General features: G+C 42.2%; 16 protein-coding genes. 2 read left to right on the top strand and 14 right to left on the bottom strand.

Annotated elements, in window-relative coordinates; genetic code table 11:
• The first annotated feature begins 296 nt into the window (after window positions 1-296).
• Window positions 297-959: a PAQR family membrane homeostasis protein TrhA gene (gene trhA / locus DXA18_RS14460; RefSeq protein WP_118384495.1), complete on the top strand. Its 663-nt coding sequence runs from the start codon at window positions 297-299 to the stop codon at window positions 957-959.
• A gap of 272 nt (window positions 960-1,231) precedes the next feature.
• On the opposite strand, the gene dinD is transcribed toward trhA, so the two are convergent.
• The 10 genes from dinD to DXA18_RS14415 form a co-directional block, all read right to left on the bottom strand.
• On the bottom strand, window positions 1,232-1,864 hold the full coding sequence (gene dinD / locus DXA18_RS14455; protein WP_330424621.1) for a DNA damage-inducible protein D: 633 nt from the start codon (window positions 1,862-1,864) through the stop codon (window positions 1,232-1,234).
• Window positions 1,858-2,103 carry a BRO family protein gene (locus DXA18_RS17180; RefSeq protein WP_330424620.1) on the bottom strand — a complete coding sequence of 82 codons (246 nt, stop codon included), beginning with the start codon at window positions 2,101-2,103 and terminating at the stop codon, window positions 1,858-1,860. Before DXA18_RS17180 ends, dinD begins: the two co-directional genes overlap by 7 nt.
• Before the next feature lie 142 nt (window positions 2,104-2,245).
• Window positions 2,246-2,509 carry a GIY-YIG nuclease family protein gene (locus DXA18_RS14450; protein ID WP_118384494.1) on the bottom strand — a complete coding sequence of 88 codons (264 nt, stop codon included), beginning with the start codon at window positions 2,507-2,509 and terminating at the stop codon, window positions 2,246-2,248.
• A 139-nt stretch (window positions 2,510-2,648) separates the two neighbouring features.
• Window positions 2,649-4,691 (bottom strand): Spy0128 family protein, encoded by a 2,043-nt coding sequence (locus DXA18_RS14445; protein WP_278337078.1) that lies wholly within the window; start codon window positions 4,689-4,691, stop codon window positions 2,649-2,651.
• Window positions 4,685-7,024 carry a vWA domain-containing protein gene (locus DXA18_RS14440; protein WP_118384492.1) on the bottom strand — a complete coding sequence of 780 codons (2,340 nt, stop codon included), beginning with the start codon at window positions 7,022-7,024 and terminating at the stop codon, window positions 4,685-4,687. The genes DXA18_RS14445 and DXA18_RS14440 overlap by 7 nt, the downstream gene beginning before the upstream one ends.
• 132 nt (window positions 7,025-7,156) lie before the next feature.
• The gene (locus DXA18_RS14435) at window positions 7,157-7,933 is read right to left on the bottom strand and encodes a M23 family metallopeptidase (protein WP_118384491.1); all 777 of its coding nucleotides are present in this window, start codon (window positions 7,931-7,933) and stop codon (window positions 7,157-7,159) included.
• A gap of 42 nt (window positions 7,934-7,975) precedes the next feature.
• A complete protein-coding gene (locus tag DXA18_RS14430) occupies window positions 7,976-8,863 on the bottom strand; it encodes a SpoIID/LytB domain-containing protein (protein ID WP_118384490.1) in 888 nt (295 codons plus the stop codon).
• A gap of 80 nt (window positions 8,864-8,943) precedes the next feature.
• Window positions 8,944-11,406: a glycogen/starch/alpha-glucan phosphorylase gene (locus tag DXA18_RS14425; RefSeq protein ID WP_118384489.1), complete on the bottom strand. Its 2,463-nt coding sequence runs from the start codon at window positions 11,404-11,406 to the stop codon at window positions 8,944-8,946.
• A gap of 15 nt (window positions 11,407-11,421) precedes the next feature.
• Window positions 11,422-14,571 (bottom strand): isoleucine--tRNA ligase, encoded by a 3,150-nt coding sequence (gene ileS, locus DXA18_RS14420; protein ID WP_118384488.1) that lies wholly within the window; start codon window positions 14,569-14,571, stop codon window positions 11,422-11,424.
• Between the two features lie 385 nt (window positions 14,572-14,956).
• Window positions 14,957-16,363: a D-alanyl-D-alanine carboxypeptidase family protein gene (locus DXA18_RS14415; protein ID WP_118384487.1), complete on the bottom strand. Its 1,407-nt coding sequence runs from the start codon at window positions 16,361-16,363 to the stop codon at window positions 14,957-14,959.
• A gap of 160 nt (window positions 16,364-16,523) precedes the next feature.
• On the opposite strand from DXA18_RS14415, the gene DXA18_RS14410 reads away from it, so the two are divergent.
• Window positions 16,524-17,348 (top strand): HAD family hydrolase, encoded by an 825-nt coding sequence (locus DXA18_RS14410; RefSeq protein WP_118384486.1) that lies wholly within the window; start codon window positions 16,524-16,526, stop codon window positions 17,346-17,348.
• On the opposite strand, the gene DXA18_RS14405 is transcribed toward DXA18_RS14410, so the two are convergent.
• From DXA18_RS14405 to DXA18_RS14390, 4 genes are read right to left on the bottom strand one after another with little or no spacing between them, the layout of a single operon-like run.
• A complete protein-coding gene (locus DXA18_RS14405) occupies window positions 17,349-18,536 on the bottom strand; it encodes a protein kinase domain-containing protein (protein WP_118384485.1) in 1,188 nt (395 codons plus the stop codon).
• Entirely contained in the window at window positions 18,526-19,518 is a 993-nt protein-coding gene (locus DXA18_RS14400) for a helix-turn-helix transcriptional regulator (protein ID WP_118384484.1), read from the bottom strand. Before DXA18_RS14400 ends, DXA18_RS14405 begins: the two co-directional genes overlap by 11 nt.
• Before the next feature lie 23 nt (window positions 19,519-19,541).
• Window positions 19,542-20,147, bottom strand: coding sequence for a hypothetical protein (locus DXA18_RS14395; protein ID WP_442873216.1), 606 nt, complete (start codon window positions 20,145-20,147; stop codon window positions 19,542-19,544).
• Complete coding sequence (locus DXA18_RS14390; protein ID WP_118384482.1) at window positions 20,048-20,869, bottom strand: replication initiation protein; 822 nt, start codon at window positions 20,867-20,869, stop codon at window positions 20,048-20,050. Before DXA18_RS14390 ends, DXA18_RS14395 begins: the two co-directional genes overlap by 100 nt.
• Between the last annotated feature and the right edge of the window lie 200 nt (window positions 20,870-21,069).

Genomic DNA, 21,069 nt, shown 5'->3' with positions numbered 1-21,069 from the left:
TGATTATACGGCGACAGCGTCAGTGAGAATCAGCGTAGCGGATTCGATCTGGCATGGCTCACTACTAGCTATTTTTTATTTTAGACTTATTGGGCGACAGCCCAACAGCGAAAAGCAGCGTAGCGGATTTGAGCTGGCTCGGCGTGGCTGATTATACGGCGACACCCGTCCATGAAATAGATCATTTTTTCTTTTCATCCTTGATTTTTCTTTCTCCTTGGTATAATATCTATATATACTACATATAGTTTTTAATACTACTTATCAAAACATAGATATTTCAAGGAGGTATTCGTATGTCAGACACAATCAAAAAACATGTAAAAGATCCAGGAAGTGCGATCACTCATTTTATAGGAATGCTCATGGCGGTATTTGCTGCTGTTCCATTAATTATCAAAGCAACGCATGAACCAAGTCCTATTTACGTTGTCTCTATTGCAATCTACGCAGCAAGCCTTATTTTATTATATGCAGCAAGTACGACCTATCATACTTTCGACCGGTCAGAAAAGGTTAATACAATTCTCAAAAAAATCGATCATATGATGATCTCTGTATTAATTGCCGGAAGCTATACACCTATCTGTCTACTTGTACTTGGCGGAAGGCTTGGAATCATTCTGTTGGCTATCGTCTGGAGCATTGCTATTGCCGGTATTTTGATTAAAGCTTTTTGGGTATACTGCCCGAAATGGGTATCTTCCGTACTGTATATTGGAATGGGCTGGACCTGCGTTCTTGCATTCACTCAGCTTTTGAATTCCATGTCACCGGCAGCCTTTGGATGGCTTCTTGCTGGTGGCTTAATCTACACAGCCGGAGGCATTATCTACGCATTAAAGCTTCCGATTTTCAACATGAAACATAAAGATTTCGGAAGTCATGAGATTTTCCATCTCTTCGTCATGGGCGGAAGCATCTGTCATTTCGTAGTAATGTATGCATTTGTTTTATAATCCGATTAAATGATGTTGGGGTCAAAAGCCCCAACTATGATGCCTGCGGATTGTTCCGTGCTATGCACTCCCACAATCCTCCCAATTATTCGCATATCGTGGGATTAACATCCCACTTTTAGGCTCATATTGGGGCGGGTCCCAAGGTCTTTCATCCACTTATGAGCGAGCTCATGTGGATTTAGACCTTTTGACCCTGGCATCATTAAATTAATCATTTTAATGAAAACGCAAAAGAGTTGTATGATATCCCTTTTGCGTTTTCTCTTTTATCATATTTCCATTTCTGAATCTTCCAATTTAGCATATTCTTTTTTAATCTGTAAGATACTTTTGTCTGGCGTCGGAAGATCTTCCGGCATCGTTCCGCCAATATCTTTAATCGTTTCTCTTACTTTCTTTCCTACTTCAAAATGAATCTGATTAGCCTCATTCTTTCCGACAATATGCTCTCTTTTTAACTTTTCATTAGTCTGAGTCGCCCTAAAAAGATTCGCCGCCAGTTCTGTACTTCCCATATGATCTAATATCTTCTGACTCTTCTTCAATCCTTTTCGCTCATGGATTTCTTTTACTCCTAAGCCTCCATACAACCCCTGATAGCCGCGATTCTGAAAAATAGCATAATCTTTTGGTTTCTCAATTCCTGCCATACGTGCCGTCTCTGCAAGAGACTTGTTATGTACTGCCAGCTCCCCTCGTATCTCTAATCGCTTTTTATCTTCTGATAAATCTTCAAATTTCTCTGCTAATTCCTGCTGTCTCGTCTTCACAGCAAAATAGGTCTGACCTAATGCAATTACTTTTTTTCTGGAATCTCCATTCTGCACTATAAGATAACAGGCGTAGCGTGAGAGTTCATAATCCTCCAGCGTTCTCGTTGCCCCTGATCCTATATCTACCATTTGCCGACGTTGGCAAAATGGTCTGAAACATCATTTCCACTATTCTGGCAGGCATCCTTTGCCTTATTGATTATATTCTCAAATCTACGCCACTGTTTATACTCCAATGCTGTCTGTAATTCTCGCGCATACCAGAATTCCACTCCGTATTCATTCACATGCTTAATTGACTCAAATATAGATTCCGTATAATCACTTACCGCATGCGCTTGCTCGTAGCAATTCTGAATTATACACATAGAAAATAGCCGTCCTGCTCCCGCCAAAGAATAGGACGACTATCTCTATCGTTACTTAAATATTTGCCTGGAGCGGATAGATTGCATCCATCTTTCCCAGTTGTTTTTGTTAAATGTATTATAACTGCTTTTCCTTCATGTGTCAAATGGTACACATATTTTTATTCTCTATCAGCTTCTCTTTCTGTTTCCTTGTAAGCTGTTTTATTGAATACTCCCTTTTCATGGCTTCGGCTTTGGTTGCGTATTCTTCGTAATATACCAGTTCCACCGGGCGGCGGCTGCGGGTATACTTCGCACCCTCGCCGTCATTATGCGCTTTCACACGATGCTCAAGATCCGTTGTCCAGCCCGTGTATAATGTTCCGTCACTGCATTTTACCATATAGGTATAATTCCGCTTCATGTTATCTCTCCGCTTTCTTATCATTTCCAGAGATAACTATACTCCATATTACGGTATATACGCAACCTTTCTGCCCATTTGCCAGCCGTAAGCCTTTGCAATTTCTGATACCAGATCCCCCAATCCGGTATGATTACTTTTATCTTCTCTTTCTTCTGATAATCACCATGCTGACTGCTGCCGCTGCTGCGATCATAAGAACCAGATAAAGTACCATATGACTGTTGTCTCCGGTAGCCACTCCTCTGCGTGCTTTATCTGGCTTCTTTGGAGTATCCGTTGTTTTACCATCTTTCGGTGCTTTGTAACTATTAGTAAATACGATATCGTTACTGTCTGTTTCTGCTGAAAGGGTACCCTCGCCGTTATCACTTACCTTAACTGTAACTTTGAATTCTCTCTCGTCATATGTAATGCCTGTCTGCTTATCGTTTACTTCCGACACGGTATATTCATATGTACCTTCATCCTCAAATTTCAGATTTTCGAACTTGATTTTTCCAGATACATCATTTTTTGCTTCAGCAATAACTTTACCGTTGACATCTTTTAACTGGAATGTAAACTCACCGTCTTTCAACTCTTTGCCGGTCAGCTTCTTGACCGCTTCAATCGTCACTGTAGCCGGTTCTGCCTTGTAAATGTTATTGAAAGTCACAGTATTTCCTTCTGCAGGAACCAGTTCATCATTTTCCTCAGACGATATCGCCTGATGTGTTACTCCGAGAGTTCCATCGCCATTATCGGTTATCTGTGTATATACCAGATAGCTATGATCATCATATGTAACACCCGTTTCGCTGCCTTTCACTTCGCGAACTGTATAAACATGGCTGCCCGGCTGTGTATATGTAATACTGCTGAATACTACATTGCCATCTGCGTCATTACTTCCTGTTGCCACAACATTACCATCTTCCACCAGTTCGAAGTTAAATTCGCCTTCTTTCAGCGTTCTGCCTTCCAGTGTCTTATTGACTTTTACCTGATCGGTAATGCTGGATGGAAGCTCACCGACACGATATGTATTGGTAAAGCTAAACAGAGGTCCATCTGCCGGATTTCTTGTTACAGTAAGATTACCGTTACCATCATCCGTCAGAGTGAGTTTGAATGTTTTGCCCGTTGATGCATTTGCATCATTGGTCACGCCTGCTGCACTGCCAGATTCTGTAACCTTATATTCAAACTCTTTGGTTCTCACTCCATTGTCAGTTGTTATTGCATCCTGAAGAAGATCTGTTGTAAATGTGATTTTCCCAAAGTTCACATTTCCAGCCGCATCATTAACTGCTGTGGTCTGCGCCGGCATCGGTGCACCCTCTGTCAACGCTTCCAGCGTAAATGTGAAGTTGCCTGTAATATCATCTGGTGTCAGACTGGTATCATGTGCCAGCGTCTTGCTTCCCGCAATTTCCACCGGTACAGGTTCTGTACCATACTGATTTACAAATTCAAATTGATTCTGTCCATTTGGATAATTGGTAACCGCTGTCAGGACACCATTACCATGATCTGTCACTGTTACGGTAAAATCATAAGTTTCTGTTACTACACTTATCCCATTTAAATTTGTCCCGTTTTCGGTATCCTCATATATCCGATAACTAAGTGTATATACCGTATTACCGTCAGCATCTGTAGATTTCACAGCATAACCTGCCTCAACTGCTTTATCAAGTACTACTGCACTTGCTCCAGCTGCTGTATCCGAGGTCTTATAGCTGATGGAGTCAAATGCAATGCTTCCATCCGCTCCATTCTGCTTTTCCTGCAATACTGTACCGTTGCTTCCATCTGCCGGTCTGGTCGTAAGTTTAAACTGAAATTCTCCATCTCGCAGATTACGTCCATGCAATGTTTTCTTTGCAGAAATATCTGCTTTTGTTCCACCCGTAACTTCTGTGGAGGCATCATAGCGGTTGGCAAATACCGCCCTGTCTGTTACATCAGAAGCAGCTCCATTATTATAAATAACCTCTGCTTTAAGTTTTCCGATATTCTCAGTATCACGTGTCACAACTATCGTCACCTGTGCAGTATGACTATCGTATGTCATTCCACCTGCCTGTGTCTGAGGAACTGTTTCATTAATATTAAAGTTGTAGGTTCCCTCTTCTTTAAATGTCACATCACCAAACTGGAATGCCTTTGTAGCTCCGTCTTTTGCTCCCGCTACGATGCTTTATCGCCATTTGCTGCTATCTTAACTTTCTCATTCTGTATCGCTGTTTTGGTATCGTCATCTGCCGCTGTCAGAGTGAATTCAAATGCCTCATTTGCCTTCATATCTCTTCCGATAAATGTTTTACTTCCCTTAAGAGCTGTATCTCCAGTCAATGTCACTGGCTCATCCGGAAGTCCGATTGTCAGACGGCCATTATTGCCAAGATATGTGGTAATATGTGCACCTTTGTAATTCTCGTCCCATACAGGATTGATGGACTTTGAAGCTGTATTGGTCTTATTAGCACCTTCCGCTTTGTCCTCTGCAAAATACGTCAGGCTCGTCGTTCTCGGTGTTCCTGCCGGAATATAATACTCTCCGCCAGTATTCTTTTTTGCGTAGTCTCCGATCATCAGATTGCTGTTGCCAGGAATGGTTACAGTATTTGTTCTGCTGACTGCTTTCCCATCATCACCCAATACATAATAATTCCTCTGATAATAATATGTCGTTGCTCCGGTAGTATCAATACTGCCTGTTGCCGGAGTCGTACATGCTTCATCCGTATAGAGCACCGTATCATTCTGGAAATAGTAAAAATCATTTGTTTCTGCAGGTTCAAACTTTGCATATGCGTCTACGCCACCAGATTCTGCACCTGCCTGATTCTGATCATATTTATTGCTGTAGAAATGTACTTGATGATTCTCATCTTTATTCGCATCAATATATGCTTTTAACTGCGCATCCGGATTTGCAAGCTTCTCTTCTACGCCTGCCTTAAGGCTCGCATCATAGAACAGACGCATCGGATACGTCTCATCTATAGTCATGCTTCCATCACTCTTAACTTCATAATATCTGAGTGGGATGAGATTGGCCGGAATCTTAACCGTAACAAGATCGCCTGTCTGCAGCTGGTCTTCACCGGCTGCCTTTTCTACCGTAATCTTAATATCTTCCAGATTGCCTTCCGGATATACATGGTTGGTATCCGGAATCTCCTGATTAAAGGTATATGTCACAACAGTTTTACCGTCTTTAGTAGTTTCCGTCTTACCCGGATTTTTATACAATTGATTTGCGTACACCAGGGTATTGATGTCATCCACCTGCATATAATCGCCAAGCTGATCGGTAAGAGTAATGAATCCAGCATCACTTGGATCCTCACCCTGATCGACCTGAGTAGGTGACTGCGCAGAAGATATAATTTCATCTTCAATCTGAGTAAAGATATTTTTCAGTTCATCTGCTTTTGTTGCTACTTTGTAATATGCCGCATCCTGACCTTTACTATCCTTCGCACGGGTTCCCAGCTCCTTATATGTCTTCGCATCCGGATAATTGCTGGACAGACCATGCATAAATGCATTAAATTTTTCTTTAGCACTCCATGATCCACTTCCGGAATGCCCGGTAATGCTGACATCCGCACCGCTAAATATACCAATGGTGTAAATATCTGCATCTGCTTTTATCGTTTTTGCAGATGTGATCGCGCTATTTGCCACAGACTCATCAAAATTAGAGTGGTGATTTGGCTCTCCATCTGTAAAAAATATAACAACTCTTTTGACATTCTTTCTATCAGCGTTATTATTCGCATCGGTTTTACTCTGCTCCACAAGTGTCTTTGTCCGATTCATCGCATAATCCGCTGCTGTACATCCTGCCGGCTTCAAATCATTGACTTTTTCCTGTAAGTCTGATTTATTCTTACTTGTATAAGCCCCATAGTTGCTGACAATCTGCGTGTAATTATAAGTATGCTGTCCATCACGATATTTCTCATTTCCCTCTTTTTCGGACTCATTACCGGCAAACTTTACAACTGCGATACGATTCTGCTTATTCACATCCGTCCTTTGATCATTAGCTTCTGCCGATTTGTCAATAAAATTATTCACTGCCTTTTTAAGTGCATCTATTCTTTTGGTTCTGTCAGCACTGCCCATCGGATCATCCATACTTCCCGATACATCAAGAACCAGTACGATATCCAGTGGCACTGTAGTCTGCCCTGTGATCTTGGCAGTCGAAGATAATGCAGACAACCCTACCAGAAAATCGGAATCAGCACCTTTCTTAATTGTTGCTGTGCCGGACTCTTTTTCCCGGCTGGTAAGAGTCACATCACCTGCAGATACGGACTTGTCCGTCCATATACGCCCCACATTCTTTGTACTGTCATCCAATGCATTTGCATCGTGCCAGTTATTTATAGTTACATTGTCTGCCGTTGCAGTCCTGGCAGCATTCTCTGCGGCATTCACCTGCTGTGGCCATAGACTAAATACCATGACAGCTGCAATGATAAATACCAATAACGACGTCTTCTTCTTCATCTTTAGCTCTCCTTCCGTTTTTATCTTTTTATTATATAATGCTTTCTATTTTTTGACATCGTCCGTTTTTGAACAAATTTGGACATTTACATAAAAATAACAGGAGATTTCTCCGAAATCTCCCGCTTTCTGTTATTCTCCCATATAGTCTGTCGGATTCACCGGCTGTCCATCTTTCTTCATGGCATAATATACATTGCAGCCCTCCAGTGAATAGTATTTGGTCGGCTTGCTGACATAGCCCACTACCGTATTTGCTTCAACGGTATCTCCCACATTCAGCGGTACCTCTTTCAGTTGACCGATCAATAGTTCATATCCATTTCCCAGATCCAGATTAACCGTCGTACCAGTCTGTGCAGTTACATCGATCGACTTGACAATACCCGCTGCTCCTGCGATCACCTGATCTCCTTCTGCTCCGGAAATAATCAGTGCCGGATTATACTTGAACTGATCCAATGTGGAAAAATACACGGTCTTATCCATGCTGTAATTCATAATTACCTGTCCGTCTACCGGCCATAACAGCTCACTATCTTCGGTAAAATGATAAGATGTACCACTTCCAGATGTCGCTACACTTCCTGTACCGCTCTGATCTGTTCCTTCCGTACTCTGATTATCCTCTTCCGACTTGTTCTGTTCCATCTTTTGATCCTGTTTTTCGTCATTCTGATTCTCAGTATCTATCGTCAGCTTGTCTGTATTTGCTGATTTTGCCGATACCTTGCTATTACTATCCTTTTTTTTCGTGCTGTCTGCCTGCTGCTCCTGTTCATCCTGCTGTCCGGATCTCCGATAATTCGTCAGTGTATAAGTTCCTGCGATTACCACCGCCGCTGCAAAACAGAGCGCAATACCTATAGACGCACGCCTTCTTGCCGAAGGCTTTTTCCTCTTCTTCATATTCATCACCTCTGGCTATATTTTTGCCAGAAGCAGGGCTTCTTATTCAGTACTGCTCACAATATCTGCAACTTCTTTTAATTCTGTTCCTTCGAAAAAATATTCCAGAATTTCATCATATGTTTTACCATCTTTTGCCATTTTATTGGCCGAATACTGACTGAGCCCCAGTCCATGTCCTACACCCCGTGTAGTCACTCTTAACTTCCCATCGTATTTCTGAAGTACAAAACTTCCGGATGCCAGCTTATATTTTTCACGAAATTCCTCTCCGCTCATAGTCTCATCTCCCACCTGCACAGAAGTCACATATCCTGCCGTATCTGTTTCCGTAACACTGACTTCCATATCATCCAGGATCTTCGTCTGAATCTGTTCTCTGGATTCTATATCATATGGACATTCTTTAATTTTCAGATATGGATAATCCTCACTCCCAAGTACCTCTTTGCCGTCTCTTGTATTGCCATTGGTCAACCGGCAGTACGGTACATAAGCAAGCTGTTCTCCATACATAAGTACTTGTCCTTCCGTGTCATCCCATGCATTTTTCAGACGGTTATAATTCTTCCTATAGCTTCCAGAGCCCCACTGCTCACGCATGTCATCATTTGTCCAGTATCCATCGCTGAATACCGTCTGACTTCCATTATCCTTAATCTGTGTATATACGGTTGTCCGCACCAGAACTGCCTGTGCTCTCAATGCTTCTTTTTCATACGAGACCGGAATTTCTTTTGCCATTCTTCCGATACAATAATCCTCTAAAGGCACATCCATTTCTTTCCCATCACGCTCTGCTTTCACCTGCATGGTATCTACTGTTTTGGATGCAGGAACTGCCTGCCCATTCATAAATACGGTAATCACATACGGTAATAGCACGATAATAATCAGATACGAACCCAGTCGTTTTAATTTTTGTAGCATAAAAAATCCTCCCATAGGATTCTATGAGAGGATCTTTTGTTTTATTCAGCACTGTATCTGATTTTTATGATCTGATTCGATTATACTTCAACCGTAATCTTATTCAGATGCCAGATCTCTTTTGCGTACTCTTCAATTGTTCTGTCAGAAGAGAACTTACCACAGCATGCAGTATTCAGAAGTGCCATTCTAGCCCATCCTTCTCTGTCTTTGTATGCTGCTTCTACACGCTCCTGTGCTTCTGCGTAAGAACGGAAATCTTTCAGAATGAAATACATATCTGCGCGGTCGCTGCAATTTGTATTCAACAGACTGTTGTACAGATCGCGGTAACGCTCTGTATCTCCATCTGCATATGTGCCATCTACCAGCTGGTCTACAACTCTGCGGATATCTGCATCATTATTGTAGATCTCGTAAGGATTGTATCCGCCATTCTTCTCGTAATTCATAACTTCATCAGAGCTCATTCCGAAGATAAATGCATTCTCAGAACCTACTTCTTCTACGATCTCAACATTGGCTCCATCCATGGTTCCAAGTGTCGGAGCACCGTTCAGCATGAATTTCATATTACCTGTACCGGACGCTTCCTTTGATGCAGTTGAAATCTGCTCGCTGACATCTGCTGCTGCGAAGATCCATTCTGCATTTGATACACGGTAATCTTCGATAAATACTACCTTGATCTTACCGTTGATACTGCGGTCATTATTGATCACATCTGCTACAGAGTTGATCAGCTTGATAATCTCTTTCGCACGAATATATCCTGCAGAAGCTTTTGCTCCAAAGATAAATGTACGAGGATAGAAACTCAGTTCCGGATGCTCTTTAATCTTATTGTACAGGTACATTACATGCATAATATTCAGAAGCTGACGTTTGTACTCATGCAGACGTTTTACCTGTACATCGAAAATGGATCTCGGATCCACTTCGATTCCATTATGCTCAAGGATGTATTTTGCCAGACGCTCTTTGTTCTTGTATTTAATATCCATGAACTCCTGCTGTGCCTTCGGGTCATCTACATATTTCTTCAGACCGGACATCAGTGACAGGTCTGTAGCCCATGCTTTTGTACCGAGCTTTTCAGTTACCCAGGAAGCAAGCAGCGGATTACCGTGCATCAGGAAACGTCTCTGAGTGATACCATTGGTCTTGTTGTTGAATTTCTCAGGCATCATCTCATAGAAATCCTTCAGTTCACGTTTCTTCAGAATCTCTGTGTGCAGTCTTGCTACACCGTTGACAGAGTAACCAGCTACGATTGCAAGATTTGCCATTCTCACCTGACCATCTCTCAAGATACCCATTGTTCTCTTCTTATCTTCATTGCCAGGATACATTTCTTCTACCTGGATGATGAAGCGACGATCAATTTCCTGAATGATCTGATATACTCTCGGAAGCAGTCTTGAGAACAGGTCGATTGGCCATTTCTCCAGTGCTTCTGCCATAATTGTATGGTTGGTATATGCACATGCTTTCGTTGTAACATCCCATGCCTCCTGCCATTCCAGGTGGTAATCATCCAGCAGGATACGCATCAGCTCTGCAACTGCAACAGTCGGATGCGTATCATTCATCTGGAAGGTTGCTTTCTCATAAAGCTTGCGGATATCGTCATGATTTCTCATGTATTTGTCTACTGCTGCCTGAAGACTTGCAGATACAAAGAAATACTGCTGTTTCAGACGAAGCTCTTTACCTGCATAGTGATTATCATTTGGATAAAGCACTTCTACGATCGTCTTAGCAAGGTTCTGCTGTTCTACCGCTTTGTGGTAATCACCCTTGTCAAATGAATCCAGCTGGAAGTCCACGATCGGCTCTGCATCCCAGATACGCAGTGTATTAACCTGGTTATTATCATATCCGACGATCGGATAATCATACGGAACAGCCAGTACAGACTCATAATTCTCCTGTTTGAACAGAGTCTTTCCTGTCTCATCATCATATTCTACGCGGATATTGCCACCGAAACGAATCTCTTTAGCATATTCCGGTCTGCGAAGTTCAAACGGATTACCATATTTCAGCCAGTTATCCGGCTTCTCTACCTGATATCCATTCTCAATCTTCTGCTTGAACATACCATAACGGTAACGGATACCACATCCATATGCAGCATATCCAAGAGATGCCAGAGAATCCAGGAAACAGGCAGCCAGACGGCCGAGACCGCCGTTGCCCAGTGCCGGATCCGGTTCCTGATCCTCTACAAAGTTCAGATCGATTCCCAGTTCATCCAGAGCTTCCTTCACATCCTCATAAGCCGTCATATTGATCAGGTTGTTACCCAATGCACGACCCATCAGGAACTCCATGGACATATAGTAGACAATCTTTGGATCATCCTTTGTGAGCTGTTTCTGTGTTGCGATCCAGTTCTCAACAATCATATCCTTTACTGCATAAGATACTGACTGATACTGCTCCTGCGGAGTTGCCTCGTCAAGTTCCTTACGGAACAGTCTTCTGCAGTTGTCCATTACATCCTTTTTAAATTCTGTCTTACTAATTTTTAAACTCATATATTCCCAGTCCTTTTACATTTTTGCTACGCCAAGCGTTACATTTTCTCCGTTGATCTTCCACTCTTTGACATATCCTGCAGGTTCAGCTTTCTGTACGCTGACTGCCAGTGTCTCAGTTCCGATCATATCTGCATTGTCTGCAAATACCTTCTCAGCCTTCTCTGTACCTGTATAAGTTACTGTGATCTTATCCATTACCTCGAAATCTGCTTCTTTACGCATGGTCTGAATCTTACTGATGATTTCTCTTACGAATCCTTCTTCCAGAAGTTCCGGTGTCAGATTCGTATCCAGTACTACGGTAATTCCGTTATCATTTTCAGATACATATCCTTCCATCTGAGCAGTCTCAATCAGCAAGTCTTCACGGAAGAGAGTAATCTCCTGTCCATTTACATCCAGTTTCAAAGCCTCTGTCGCATTCAGCTCATCCATTGCTGCGTTGCCATCCAGAGAAGAAAGCACCGCTTTAATACCGCCAAGCATCTTACCGTATTTCGGTCCGACTGTCTTAAGCTGTGGTTTGAACGAATAAGAAGTAAAGCTTCTTACATCCTGTGTAAATGTTACAGCTTTTACATTCAGCTCGTCTTTTACAATATCCTGATAGAATTCCGGCAATACCTTATCTGCCTTTACAAACATCTGACCGATTGGCTGACGGTTCTTGATATTAGCTGTGTTACGGCATGCACGACCCATTACTACCAGCTTCAGGACTTCGTCCATATTATTTTCCAGTTCTGTATCGATATGATTCTCATGTACAGCCGGGAAGTCACACAGGTGAATACTTTCCGGAGCTGAAGCATCAATACTTCTAACCAGGTTCTGGTAAATCTCTTCTGTCATAAATGGAATCATTGGAGCTGCTGCTTTGCTGCATTCTACCAGTGCAGTATACAGAGTCATATAAGCATTGATCTTATCCTGCTCCATTCCTTTTGCCCAGAAACGCTCACGGCTTCTTCTTACATACCAATTACTCATATCATCCACGAAATCCTGCAATGCTCTCGCAGCTTCCGGGATGCGGTAATTGCCGAGGTCATAATCTACCTCTTTAATCATACTATTCAACTTGGACAGCAGCCATTTATCCATAACGGATAATTTCTCATAATCCAGTGTATATTTGGTAGCATCAAATTCATCGATGTTCGCATACAGTACAAAGAATGCATAAGTATTCCACAGAGTACCCATGAATTTTCTCTGTCCTTCTACTACAGCCTTGCCATGGAAACGGTTCGGCAGCCATGGTGCACTATTGACATAGAAATACCAACGGATCGCATCTGCACCGTACTTCTCCAGTGCATCAAACGGATCTACCGCATTACCCTTAGACTTACTCATCTTCTGACCATTTTCATCCTGCACATGTCCAAGAACGATAACGTTCTCATATGGTGCTTTATTGAAGATCAGTGTTGAAATTGCAAGCAATGAGTAGAACCATCCACGAGTCTGGTCAACGGCTTCTGAAATAAACTGTGCCGGGAACTGCTGTTCAAACAGTTCTTTATTCTCAAATGGGTAATGATGCTGTGCAAATGGCATAGAACCACTGTCAAACCAGCAATCAATTACTTCCGGTACACGGTGCATTGGCTTACCGCACTTCGGACACTTAATGGTCACTTCATCGATGTATGGACGGTGAAGTTCGATATTATCCGGACAGTTATCAGACATGCTCTTCAGCTCTTCGATACTTCCGATTGAATGCTGATGTCCGCATTCACATTCCCAGATATTCAGCGGAGTACCCCAGTAACGGTTACGGCTGATACCCCAGTCCTGTACATTTTCAAGCCAGTCTCCGAAACGTCCCTTACCGATACTTTCCGGGATCCAGTTGATGGTGTTATTATTAGCAATCAGTTCATCCTTCACATCTGTCATCTTGATGAACCATGACTCTCTTGCGTAGTAGATCAGCGGAGTATCACATCTCCAGCAGTGCGGGTAGCTATGCTCGAACTTCGGTGCGTCAAAGAGAAGTCCTCTTCCGTCCAGATCTTTCAGGACTTCCGGGTCAGCTTTCTTAACAAATAATCCGGCAAATGGAGTTGTCTCTCCCATGTTACCTTTTTCATCTACTAACTGTACAAATGGGAAGTTATATTTACGTCCAACCTTAGCATCATCTTCACCAAATGCAGGTGCAATGTGTACAACACCGGTACCATCTGTCAGTGTTACATAGTCATCACATGTAACGAAGAAACATTTCTTGTTCTGTTTTGCTGCGCAGTCTGCTGCACACTGATATAACGGCTCATATTCTTTGTATTCCAGATCTTTTCCTTTGTAAGTCTCCAGTACCTCGTATGCCGGCTTGCCATCTTCAGCGAGCTTGCCAAGTACAGTATCCAGAAGTGCAGATGCCATATAATAGGTATATCCGTCTACACATTTTACTTTAGCATATTCTTCTTCCGGATTTACACAAAGACCGATATTAGACGGTAATGTCCAAGGTGTAGTTGTCCATGCAAGGAAATACGCATCTTCACCTTTTACCTTAAAGCGAACAATTGCTGAACGCTCTTTTACATCTTTGTATCCCTGCGCTACTTCCTGAGCTGACAGCGGAGTTCCGCAGCGAGGACAGTAAGGTACAATCTTGAATCCCTTATAAAGAAGTCCTTTATCCCAGATCTTCTTCAAAGCCCACCACTCAGACTCGATAAAGTTATTATCATAAGTAACATATGGATTATCCATATCTGCCCAGAAACCTACGGTGCTTGAGAAATCTTCCCACATTCCTTTATATTTCCAGACACTCTCTTTACATTTGTTAATGAACGGCTCCAGACCATACTCTTCGATCTGATCCTTTCCATCCAAGCCCAAGAGCTTTTCAACTTCCAGTTCAACCGGCAGTCCGTGCGTATCCCATCCTGCCTTACGAGGTACCATATATCCTTTCATAGTACGATATCTCGGAATCATATCTTTGATAACACGAGTCAGTACATGACCGATATGCGGTTTACCATTGGCTGTCGGAGGTCCATCATAGAATGTATAGGTCTCTCCCTCTTTACGATTTTCCATACTCTTTTCAAAAATATGATTTTCTTCCCAGAATTTCTCAGTCTCTTTTTCACGATCTACAAACTTGAGATCGGTAGACACTTTCTTGTACATAATCTTCCTCCTTAATAATAGTTTGAAGTGCGTTTTGTATGATCTGCAGTAACTATCCTGCAATAGAAAAAGCTCCCATCCTGAATAGGACGAAAGCTCTATAACCTCGTTTGTAACCACCTAAACATACTTCTCTGATATGTCTGCCCTGTAACGGGAGCAATACCGCCGCAATCTACCGGATCTGGCATCCATCTGTCATTCTTCTTTCGATCAACGGAACTCGGAAGTGATCTTCAGATACAATCTATTCGCACCGGGCTCTCACCACCCCCGATTCGCTTTGCCTTTCCAAAGTATCCTACTGTCTTCGTCAAAGTTTTTTACATACGCTGATATTATAGTAGAAAATCTCAGCATTCGTCAAGGGGTTTTCTGTCTTTTCCTATGCTCTTTTTCTAAGCCTTTTCCTGCGTTTTCTTCTCTTACGTTTCCGAATGATTCCTGCTATAATCGAGCCAATACCCATTAGTATCACTACACCAACTGTGCAGATCAATACAATCCGTTTATAATCTATCGATTTTTTATCTGACTCTGAAAACGCAATCTCTTTTTGTTTATAGTCCTTCACCACAGTTACTTCACAGCTGCCAACCGGATTGTCCTTATAATAATAGGTAGCTGTTCCCTCTCTCTTACTGCCTTCATGAATCTCAACTTTGCATTTCAGCTTATCAAAATCCACTTTTTCAGGAAGCACTACACACGCACCATGTTCCAGCGCGTCATATGTGTCCTTTTTCTCATTCTCTGCAATATCTACATTTCTGAAATTCTGAAATCCATACTCCAGAAGTGCTCTTGTGTCTGAATACGTATGTCCCCCATAGGTTCTCATTACCACACACACCAACCGTCTTTCACCGTTATCTGCCAGTGTGATCAATGTATTTTCTGCCTCAGTTGTATATCCTGTCTTACCGGCAATTGCGTATTCATAATAATCTTTATTATCTTTTATCAGCATATGATGCTTCTGCTGAAAGATATGTTCTTCAACCGTATCCGATGCCGGAATTGCATATTGTTCCGTCTGACAAATGGTAAAGAATTCCGGATAATCAAACAATGCTTTCCCAATCAGCGCCATGTCTCTGGCACAGGTATAATGATTTTCATCATATACTCCATTGGTGTTGGTAAAATTAGAATTCATCCCTCCGAGATTCTTACATGTTGTATTCATCTGTCGGATGAACCAGTCATAATCCTGATCATGTTCTGCAGCAACAGTCTCCCCCACTGCACATGCTGCTTCATTCGCCGATGCCAGAAGTGTCGCATACAATGCCTGCTCCATGTTGATCTTATCTCCTGCCTTTAGCCCGATCGACGCATAGCCAGATCCAAGACAGGATAATGCGTGATCTGAAATGGTCACTGTATCCTCCATATTTCCATACTGAAATGCAAGTAATGCAGTCAGGACTTTGGTAATACTTGCCGGATATTCTTTCTTATCTATATTCTTAGCATAAAGGATTGCTCCGCTGTCTGCATCCATCACAATCGCAGAATCTCCATAAGTCCCGGGACCTTCCGGCCAGTTCTTGATCTCATTGGTCTGCACCGGAAGTTCGTAGGCTTCTTTCAATGCTTTCTCTCTGGCTTCCTTCTCTGCCTTTGCCGTTTTTTCCTCTTCGGTCATTTCACTTTCAGGCTTCTCATTACTCTCATTCTGTGATGCTTCTGCCTCAGATGCCCTGACCTGTCTCATACTGCCTGAGGTAAATGTTCCAATCAGGCTTACCGCTGACACTACTGCTATCAGCCTTATCATTCTTTTCATCCGGTTCCTCCCCGTCTTTTTCCCAATTATCCAATCATTATACCCGATATATGTCAAATACACAAGTTGAGCCAGTTTCCTCTTTTCTATATATCTATTTACATTTCAATTTTCCAATGTTACCATATTAAGAAGTTAAAAATGAAAGGAACTTATTTTCATGAATAGATATGATTTAATTGCTTTTGATATGGATGGAACCTTATTAGACTCTAACCATCAGATTACACAGGATAGTCTTGACGCAATAGATGCCGCCGTAAATGCCGGAAAAACAGTAATCCTCTCTACCGGACGTTCTTTGTCCGAATTAAAAGATTACCGCCAGATGCTTAAACATATCCGCTATTTTATCTGCGAAAGCGGAGCACTACTGGTCGATACGAACACAGATCAGATCATTCACTCCGAACAGATTGAACCATCTGCCGTCCGCAAGATCATAGACACCGCATCTCCTGAAAAGGCAATGATCTACATAGCAAGTAACGGCCAGAATCTTGCTACCAGAAGCTATGTGATGCGCATGGCAGACTTCTGTATCGGACAGTATCAGGATATCTTTCTGCAGACAGGAACTCTGCTGGATGATGTAGTTGCTTCTTATAACAAGAAACATTTTCCGGTAGAAAAGCTGAACCTCTTCTCTGCTACACCGGAACTGCGCGAATACTTTGTGCAGGCACTCTCGCACTTGCCATTAGAAATGGCCCGCGCCGAGGACACCTCTCTGGAACTTTCTCCAAAGAATGTATCCAAAGGCTCAGGCCTCTTAAAACTCTGTCAGTATCTGTCCATTCCGGTGGAACACACCATTGCCGTCGGCGACTCTGATAACGATATGGAAATTCTCAAAACCGCCGGTCTGTCCGTGGTTATGGGAAATGCCCGTCCACATATCAAAGAACTCAGTGATGTCATCGTTGCCGACAATGATCACGGTGGATGTGCAGAAGCTATTTATGAGTATCTGCTCAATGAATAATTATTCTTTCGTCCACATCCATGACCGAATGATACGCGTCACAAGAATTGGTATGGCCAATGAAAATAATATATACACCGTATAGGCCAGCCATGGAGCTATGCTTTCCAGGTCCATATTAAGGACCATAACCAAAATAAATGGCATTGCGCATAGAAGAAAATCTGCAAATAGCTTGGGTACATAAATCTTTTGATCCATGCTTACAGACTTTTCTCTTTCTCGTGAAAAATTATAATATACGGAATATAATTCACTAAATGCCAGTATAGCAAATAATATTACGGAACCTATCTCGTCTCCGAATATAGCACCCACTCCATACGCTATGCCTGCTAAGGTAGACCATATAACGCCAAACGTGGTCATGATACGCTTATTTTTTAAGGCACTCAATGCATCATATAACTCCTGCGCTGATGCATATCGATCTTCTGGACGGCTCTCGCAAGCTTTCATTACAATTTCTTTTAGCTTTTCGCTTCCAATGGCAGGCGGCTGCAGTTTTTCATCTCTGCGTGGTAATGTCTGATTATTCAAAAGCCAATACATTACCATTCCCAGAGAGTATATATCTGCTGTATGTCCATATTGTTCTCCCCGCAGTACTTCCGGCGCCTGGTACTCCATTCCTGTCTTCTGCCTCTCTGATGCTGTAATGTCCGCATTTTTAAGCATACTAAAATCGCTCAGTTTATACTCTTCATCCTTCGATACCAGAATGTTGAACGGCTTAATATTTCCATGGACGATATGTTCTTTTTCACGCAATATCAATGCGTTGGAGATATCTATTCCTAATTTAATGACATTCTCATCAAAATAATCTTTCTTTAAACGCTGCGGCAGAGAAGTCAAAAGTTCCATTCTGATAAAAACATCCCCTCCCACTCCATCTTCGTGAGGAACAACTGTGAGTTCATCATAACTGACAATATTTGACTGCCCTTGCATTTCTTCCATAACTCTGAATTGTTGCACGTAACTCTCAACTTCACTTGCAGATCCAGATATAATTTTAAGTGCTCCTTTTTCCAGCTTTTCAGATACATTTCTTTCAATCTCATACACTTTCGTATCTGCACTGCCACCGAGATATTTTATAATTTTCCAATCTGACCACGGTAGCTGAATTTTCTCATATTCTTCCATCGAATATTTTCTCTCCTTACCTGCACTATTCCCCATACTGTCTGCTAAGCCGCCTGATTTCTTCTCTCATCCGCTCTACTACATCTTCCGGCCCGATTATTTTCACGTCGTCACCAAGAGAAATGATCCAGCTTAAAAACTGTGGACTTACATGTACCTCGACACTGACCCTAAAATGATCTGCATCTGCCGGAATCATCATGACCTCTTTACCAAATCTGTCAATAATAACTCCCGCCATCCGGTTATTCACCAAAAGCTTCACCTGCTGTTCTTCCCCGCGAAACATGCCAAAGCTCTTCCTTGCATAATCCGCCATATCTAATTTTTTAAAATGCTCTCTGCCTTCCCGATCTTCTTTCGACATCTGGATGCGGAGCATCTTATCTACACGATAATGTCGTATCTGTTCTGCATCCGAATCATATCCAATTAGATAATAATTTTCATCATCCCATGACAGCCCCCAAGGACTGATATGGTAATATGCACCTCCGTGGCGCAGCTCCATCTCCTTCTTCACATTCCACTGAAAATACTGAAACCGTATCTTCTTATTCTGCGCTATCGCATTATGAATCGCATCTACCGTATAATAAATACTTTCATTCATCGTCTTGATCCTGCCAGACACATACACCTGTCTCTGCAACTTCATCGCATCGTACTTGCTGACCAGCTTTTCCAACTTCTTGATCAGTGCATTCGATTTTCTCTCTGTAATAAATTTAGAAGACTGGATCGCATCTACCAACAACTTTAACTCCGGCAGTTCAAACGGATGATTCAGGACATGATACCGATATCTATGTCCAATCTGTGCTCCTTCTACCTCTATCCCAAGAATCTCCAGATCTTTCAGATCTGCATAAAGACTCTTACGGTCAGCCGGAATATCATATTCCTTCAACGCCGCTATAATCTCAGGCATCGTAAGATAATGCTCCTCATCCGTTCGCTCCAGCATAATCTGGGCAAGACGGTATATCTTAAATTTCTGATTAGCTCCTCTGGACATATATCCCCTCCGGTTCCTTTACATCACATAATATCACGGTTTTTCATTTTTTCGACCTTTTTTGAAGCATTGGCCATAGCCTTTACCACAGAACGGTCTTCCATCTTGATATCTGTTTCCTCAATATCATTAGCCAGATACTTTTTCACCAGTTCATTCAATCTCTGATGCTCTTCCTCATGTTCATTATAATCAAAGATTGTCTGCTGGGTACACTCATAATCCTGATCTACGATATAAGGAATATTCTCATCCTGATCCCAGCACTCCTGAATAGCAGCCACCAGGAATCCGATCAGATTCTTAATCGGCTTCTTCTGAATATTAACAATATCAATTGCCTTTCTTACCCTGTCACGGTCATTACCGGCTGCCCGCACTACCGCAATCAGATCTTCTTCACGCAACGGATATGACGGAAATGCATTCTTAATATCCGATACCAGACGTACATCTACTGCGTCAATCTCCTCCTCCGGAATCATCTGATCATTATATTCCGGCGGATTCTTCAGATAAATGTGGAACTTCACCGATGTAACTTTATTGCTTTTCCCACTTTTGACCGGTTCGAAATCAAACCCAATATCCGAATAGTCAGCATTATTAATTTCTTTCTGCGCAACCACCAGAATACGCCTCTTAAAATCATCCCACCGCTTCTGTGTCCGGTTCGCTGCCACTTCTTCTGCGATGATATTCCAATCCATATTCCTGCGCATTGCCTTCTGCACTTCGCTGTCATTAGGATCGATCGTACCCATCTCAAAACGCAGTCACCCAGAGAATATATCACTGACACAATCTTCTTCTTACTCTTCTGCAATACCCATCTCTGCGTAGACAAGAGCTCATACAGGCGCAATGAATATGCCGACTTAAATTTGCACAGAAAATAGACATTATTGCGGGTAAATTTCTTCTGGATATTAATCACATCTGCTTCAATCTTACGGTTAAATGTCGTATACAATATACCGTCCGAATAATAACAGTCGGTCACAATATTCAATCCAATAATTTTTTCTGCCGCATCATCGTACTTAATGATCTTAAAATTCAATATTGGTTCCACCGCTGCCGACACTGCCGTATAAATGCTGTGTCCGGACAGATCCATCGCATTCCGCAGGTCAGCCACTCGCACTGCGCTGGATATCTCCCCATTCGGCTGCTTCGCAATAGACGCCAGCGAGAAATTCAACAGTTTCTGTACAAATAAAGATGCATTGAACTTCGCATGAATCAGATCATTCGATTTTGTCAGCATCAGTGCCTGTTGCTCTCTCTCAATCTCATCAATATTGATGATGAGCTGGTTATCCCTCTTTTCAATTGCTTTTCGTCCCATAACTCCTCCAAACCCTTAATTAATCTTTTGAATTGCTCCCCTTACAATAGCTACCGCGCTTTTTGGGTATCCCTCTCTTTAAAAATGGCTACCGCACTTTTTGGGTATCCTTACTTTTAAAAATGGCTACCGCACTTTTTGGGTATCCTTACTTTAAAAAACGGCTACCGCACTTTTTGGGTATCCTTCGCTTTAAAAAT

The organism is Dorea sp. AM58-8, assembly GCF_003464045.1.
In the GTDB taxonomy this organism is placed as follows: domain Bacteria; phylum Bacillota; class Clostridia; order Lachnospirales; family Lachnospiraceae; genus Claveliimonas; species Claveliimonas ammoniilytica.
This window is presented reverse-complemented; position numbering and strand designations above follow the sequence as displayed.

Coding starts and splice junctions, on each gene's coding strand:
- trhA (WP_118384495.1), top strand. CDS start 297: ATGTCAGACACAATCAAAAAACATGTAAAAGATCCAGGAAGTGCGATC.
- dinD (WP_330424621.1), bottom strand. CDS start 1,864: ATGGTAGATATAGGATCAGGGGCAACGAGAACGCTGGAGGATTATGAA.
- DXA18_RS17180 (WP_330424620.1), bottom strand. CDS start 2,103: ATGTGTATAATTCAGAATTGCTACGAGCAAGCGCATGCGGTAAGTGAT.
- DXA18_RS14450 (WP_118384494.1), bottom strand. CDS start 2,509: ATGAAGCGGAATTATACCTATATGGTAAAATGCAGTGACGGAACATTA.
- DXA18_RS14440 (WP_118384492.1), bottom strand. CDS start 7,024: ATGAAGAAGAAGACGTCGTTATTGGTATTTATCATTGCAGCTGTCATG.
- DXA18_RS14435 (WP_118384491.1), bottom strand. CDS start 7,933: ATGAAGAAGAGGAAAAAGCCTTCGGCAAGAAGGCGTGCGTCTATAGGT.
- DXA18_RS14430 (WP_118384490.1), bottom strand. CDS start 8,863: ATGCTACAAAAATTAAAACGACTGGGTTCGTATCTGATTATTATCGTG.
- DXA18_RS14425 (WP_118384489.1), bottom strand. CDS start 11,406: ATGAGTTTAAAAATTAGTAAGACAGAATTTAAAAAGGATGTAATGGAC.
- ileS (WP_118384488.1), bottom strand. CDS start 14,571: ATGTACAAGAAAGTGTCTACCGATCTCAAGTTTGTAGATCGTGAAAAA.
- DXA18_RS14415 (WP_118384487.1), bottom strand. CDS start 16,363: ATGAAAAGAATGATAAGGCTGATAGCAGTAGTGTCAGCGGTAAGCCTG.
- DXA18_RS14410 (WP_118384486.1), top strand. CDS start 16,524: ATGAATAGATATGATTTAATTGCTTTTGATATGGATGGAACCTTATTA.
- DXA18_RS14405 (WP_118384485.1), bottom strand. CDS start 18,536: ATGGGGAATAGTGCAGGTAAGGAGAGAAAATATTCGATGGAAGAATAT.
- DXA18_RS14400 (WP_118384484.1), bottom strand. CDS start 19,518: ATGTCCAGAGGAGCTAATCAGAAATTTAAGATATACCGTCTTGCCCAG.
- DXA18_RS14390 (WP_118384482.1), bottom strand. CDS start 20,869: ATGGGACGAAAAGCAATTGAAAAGAGGGATAACCAGCTCATCATCAAT.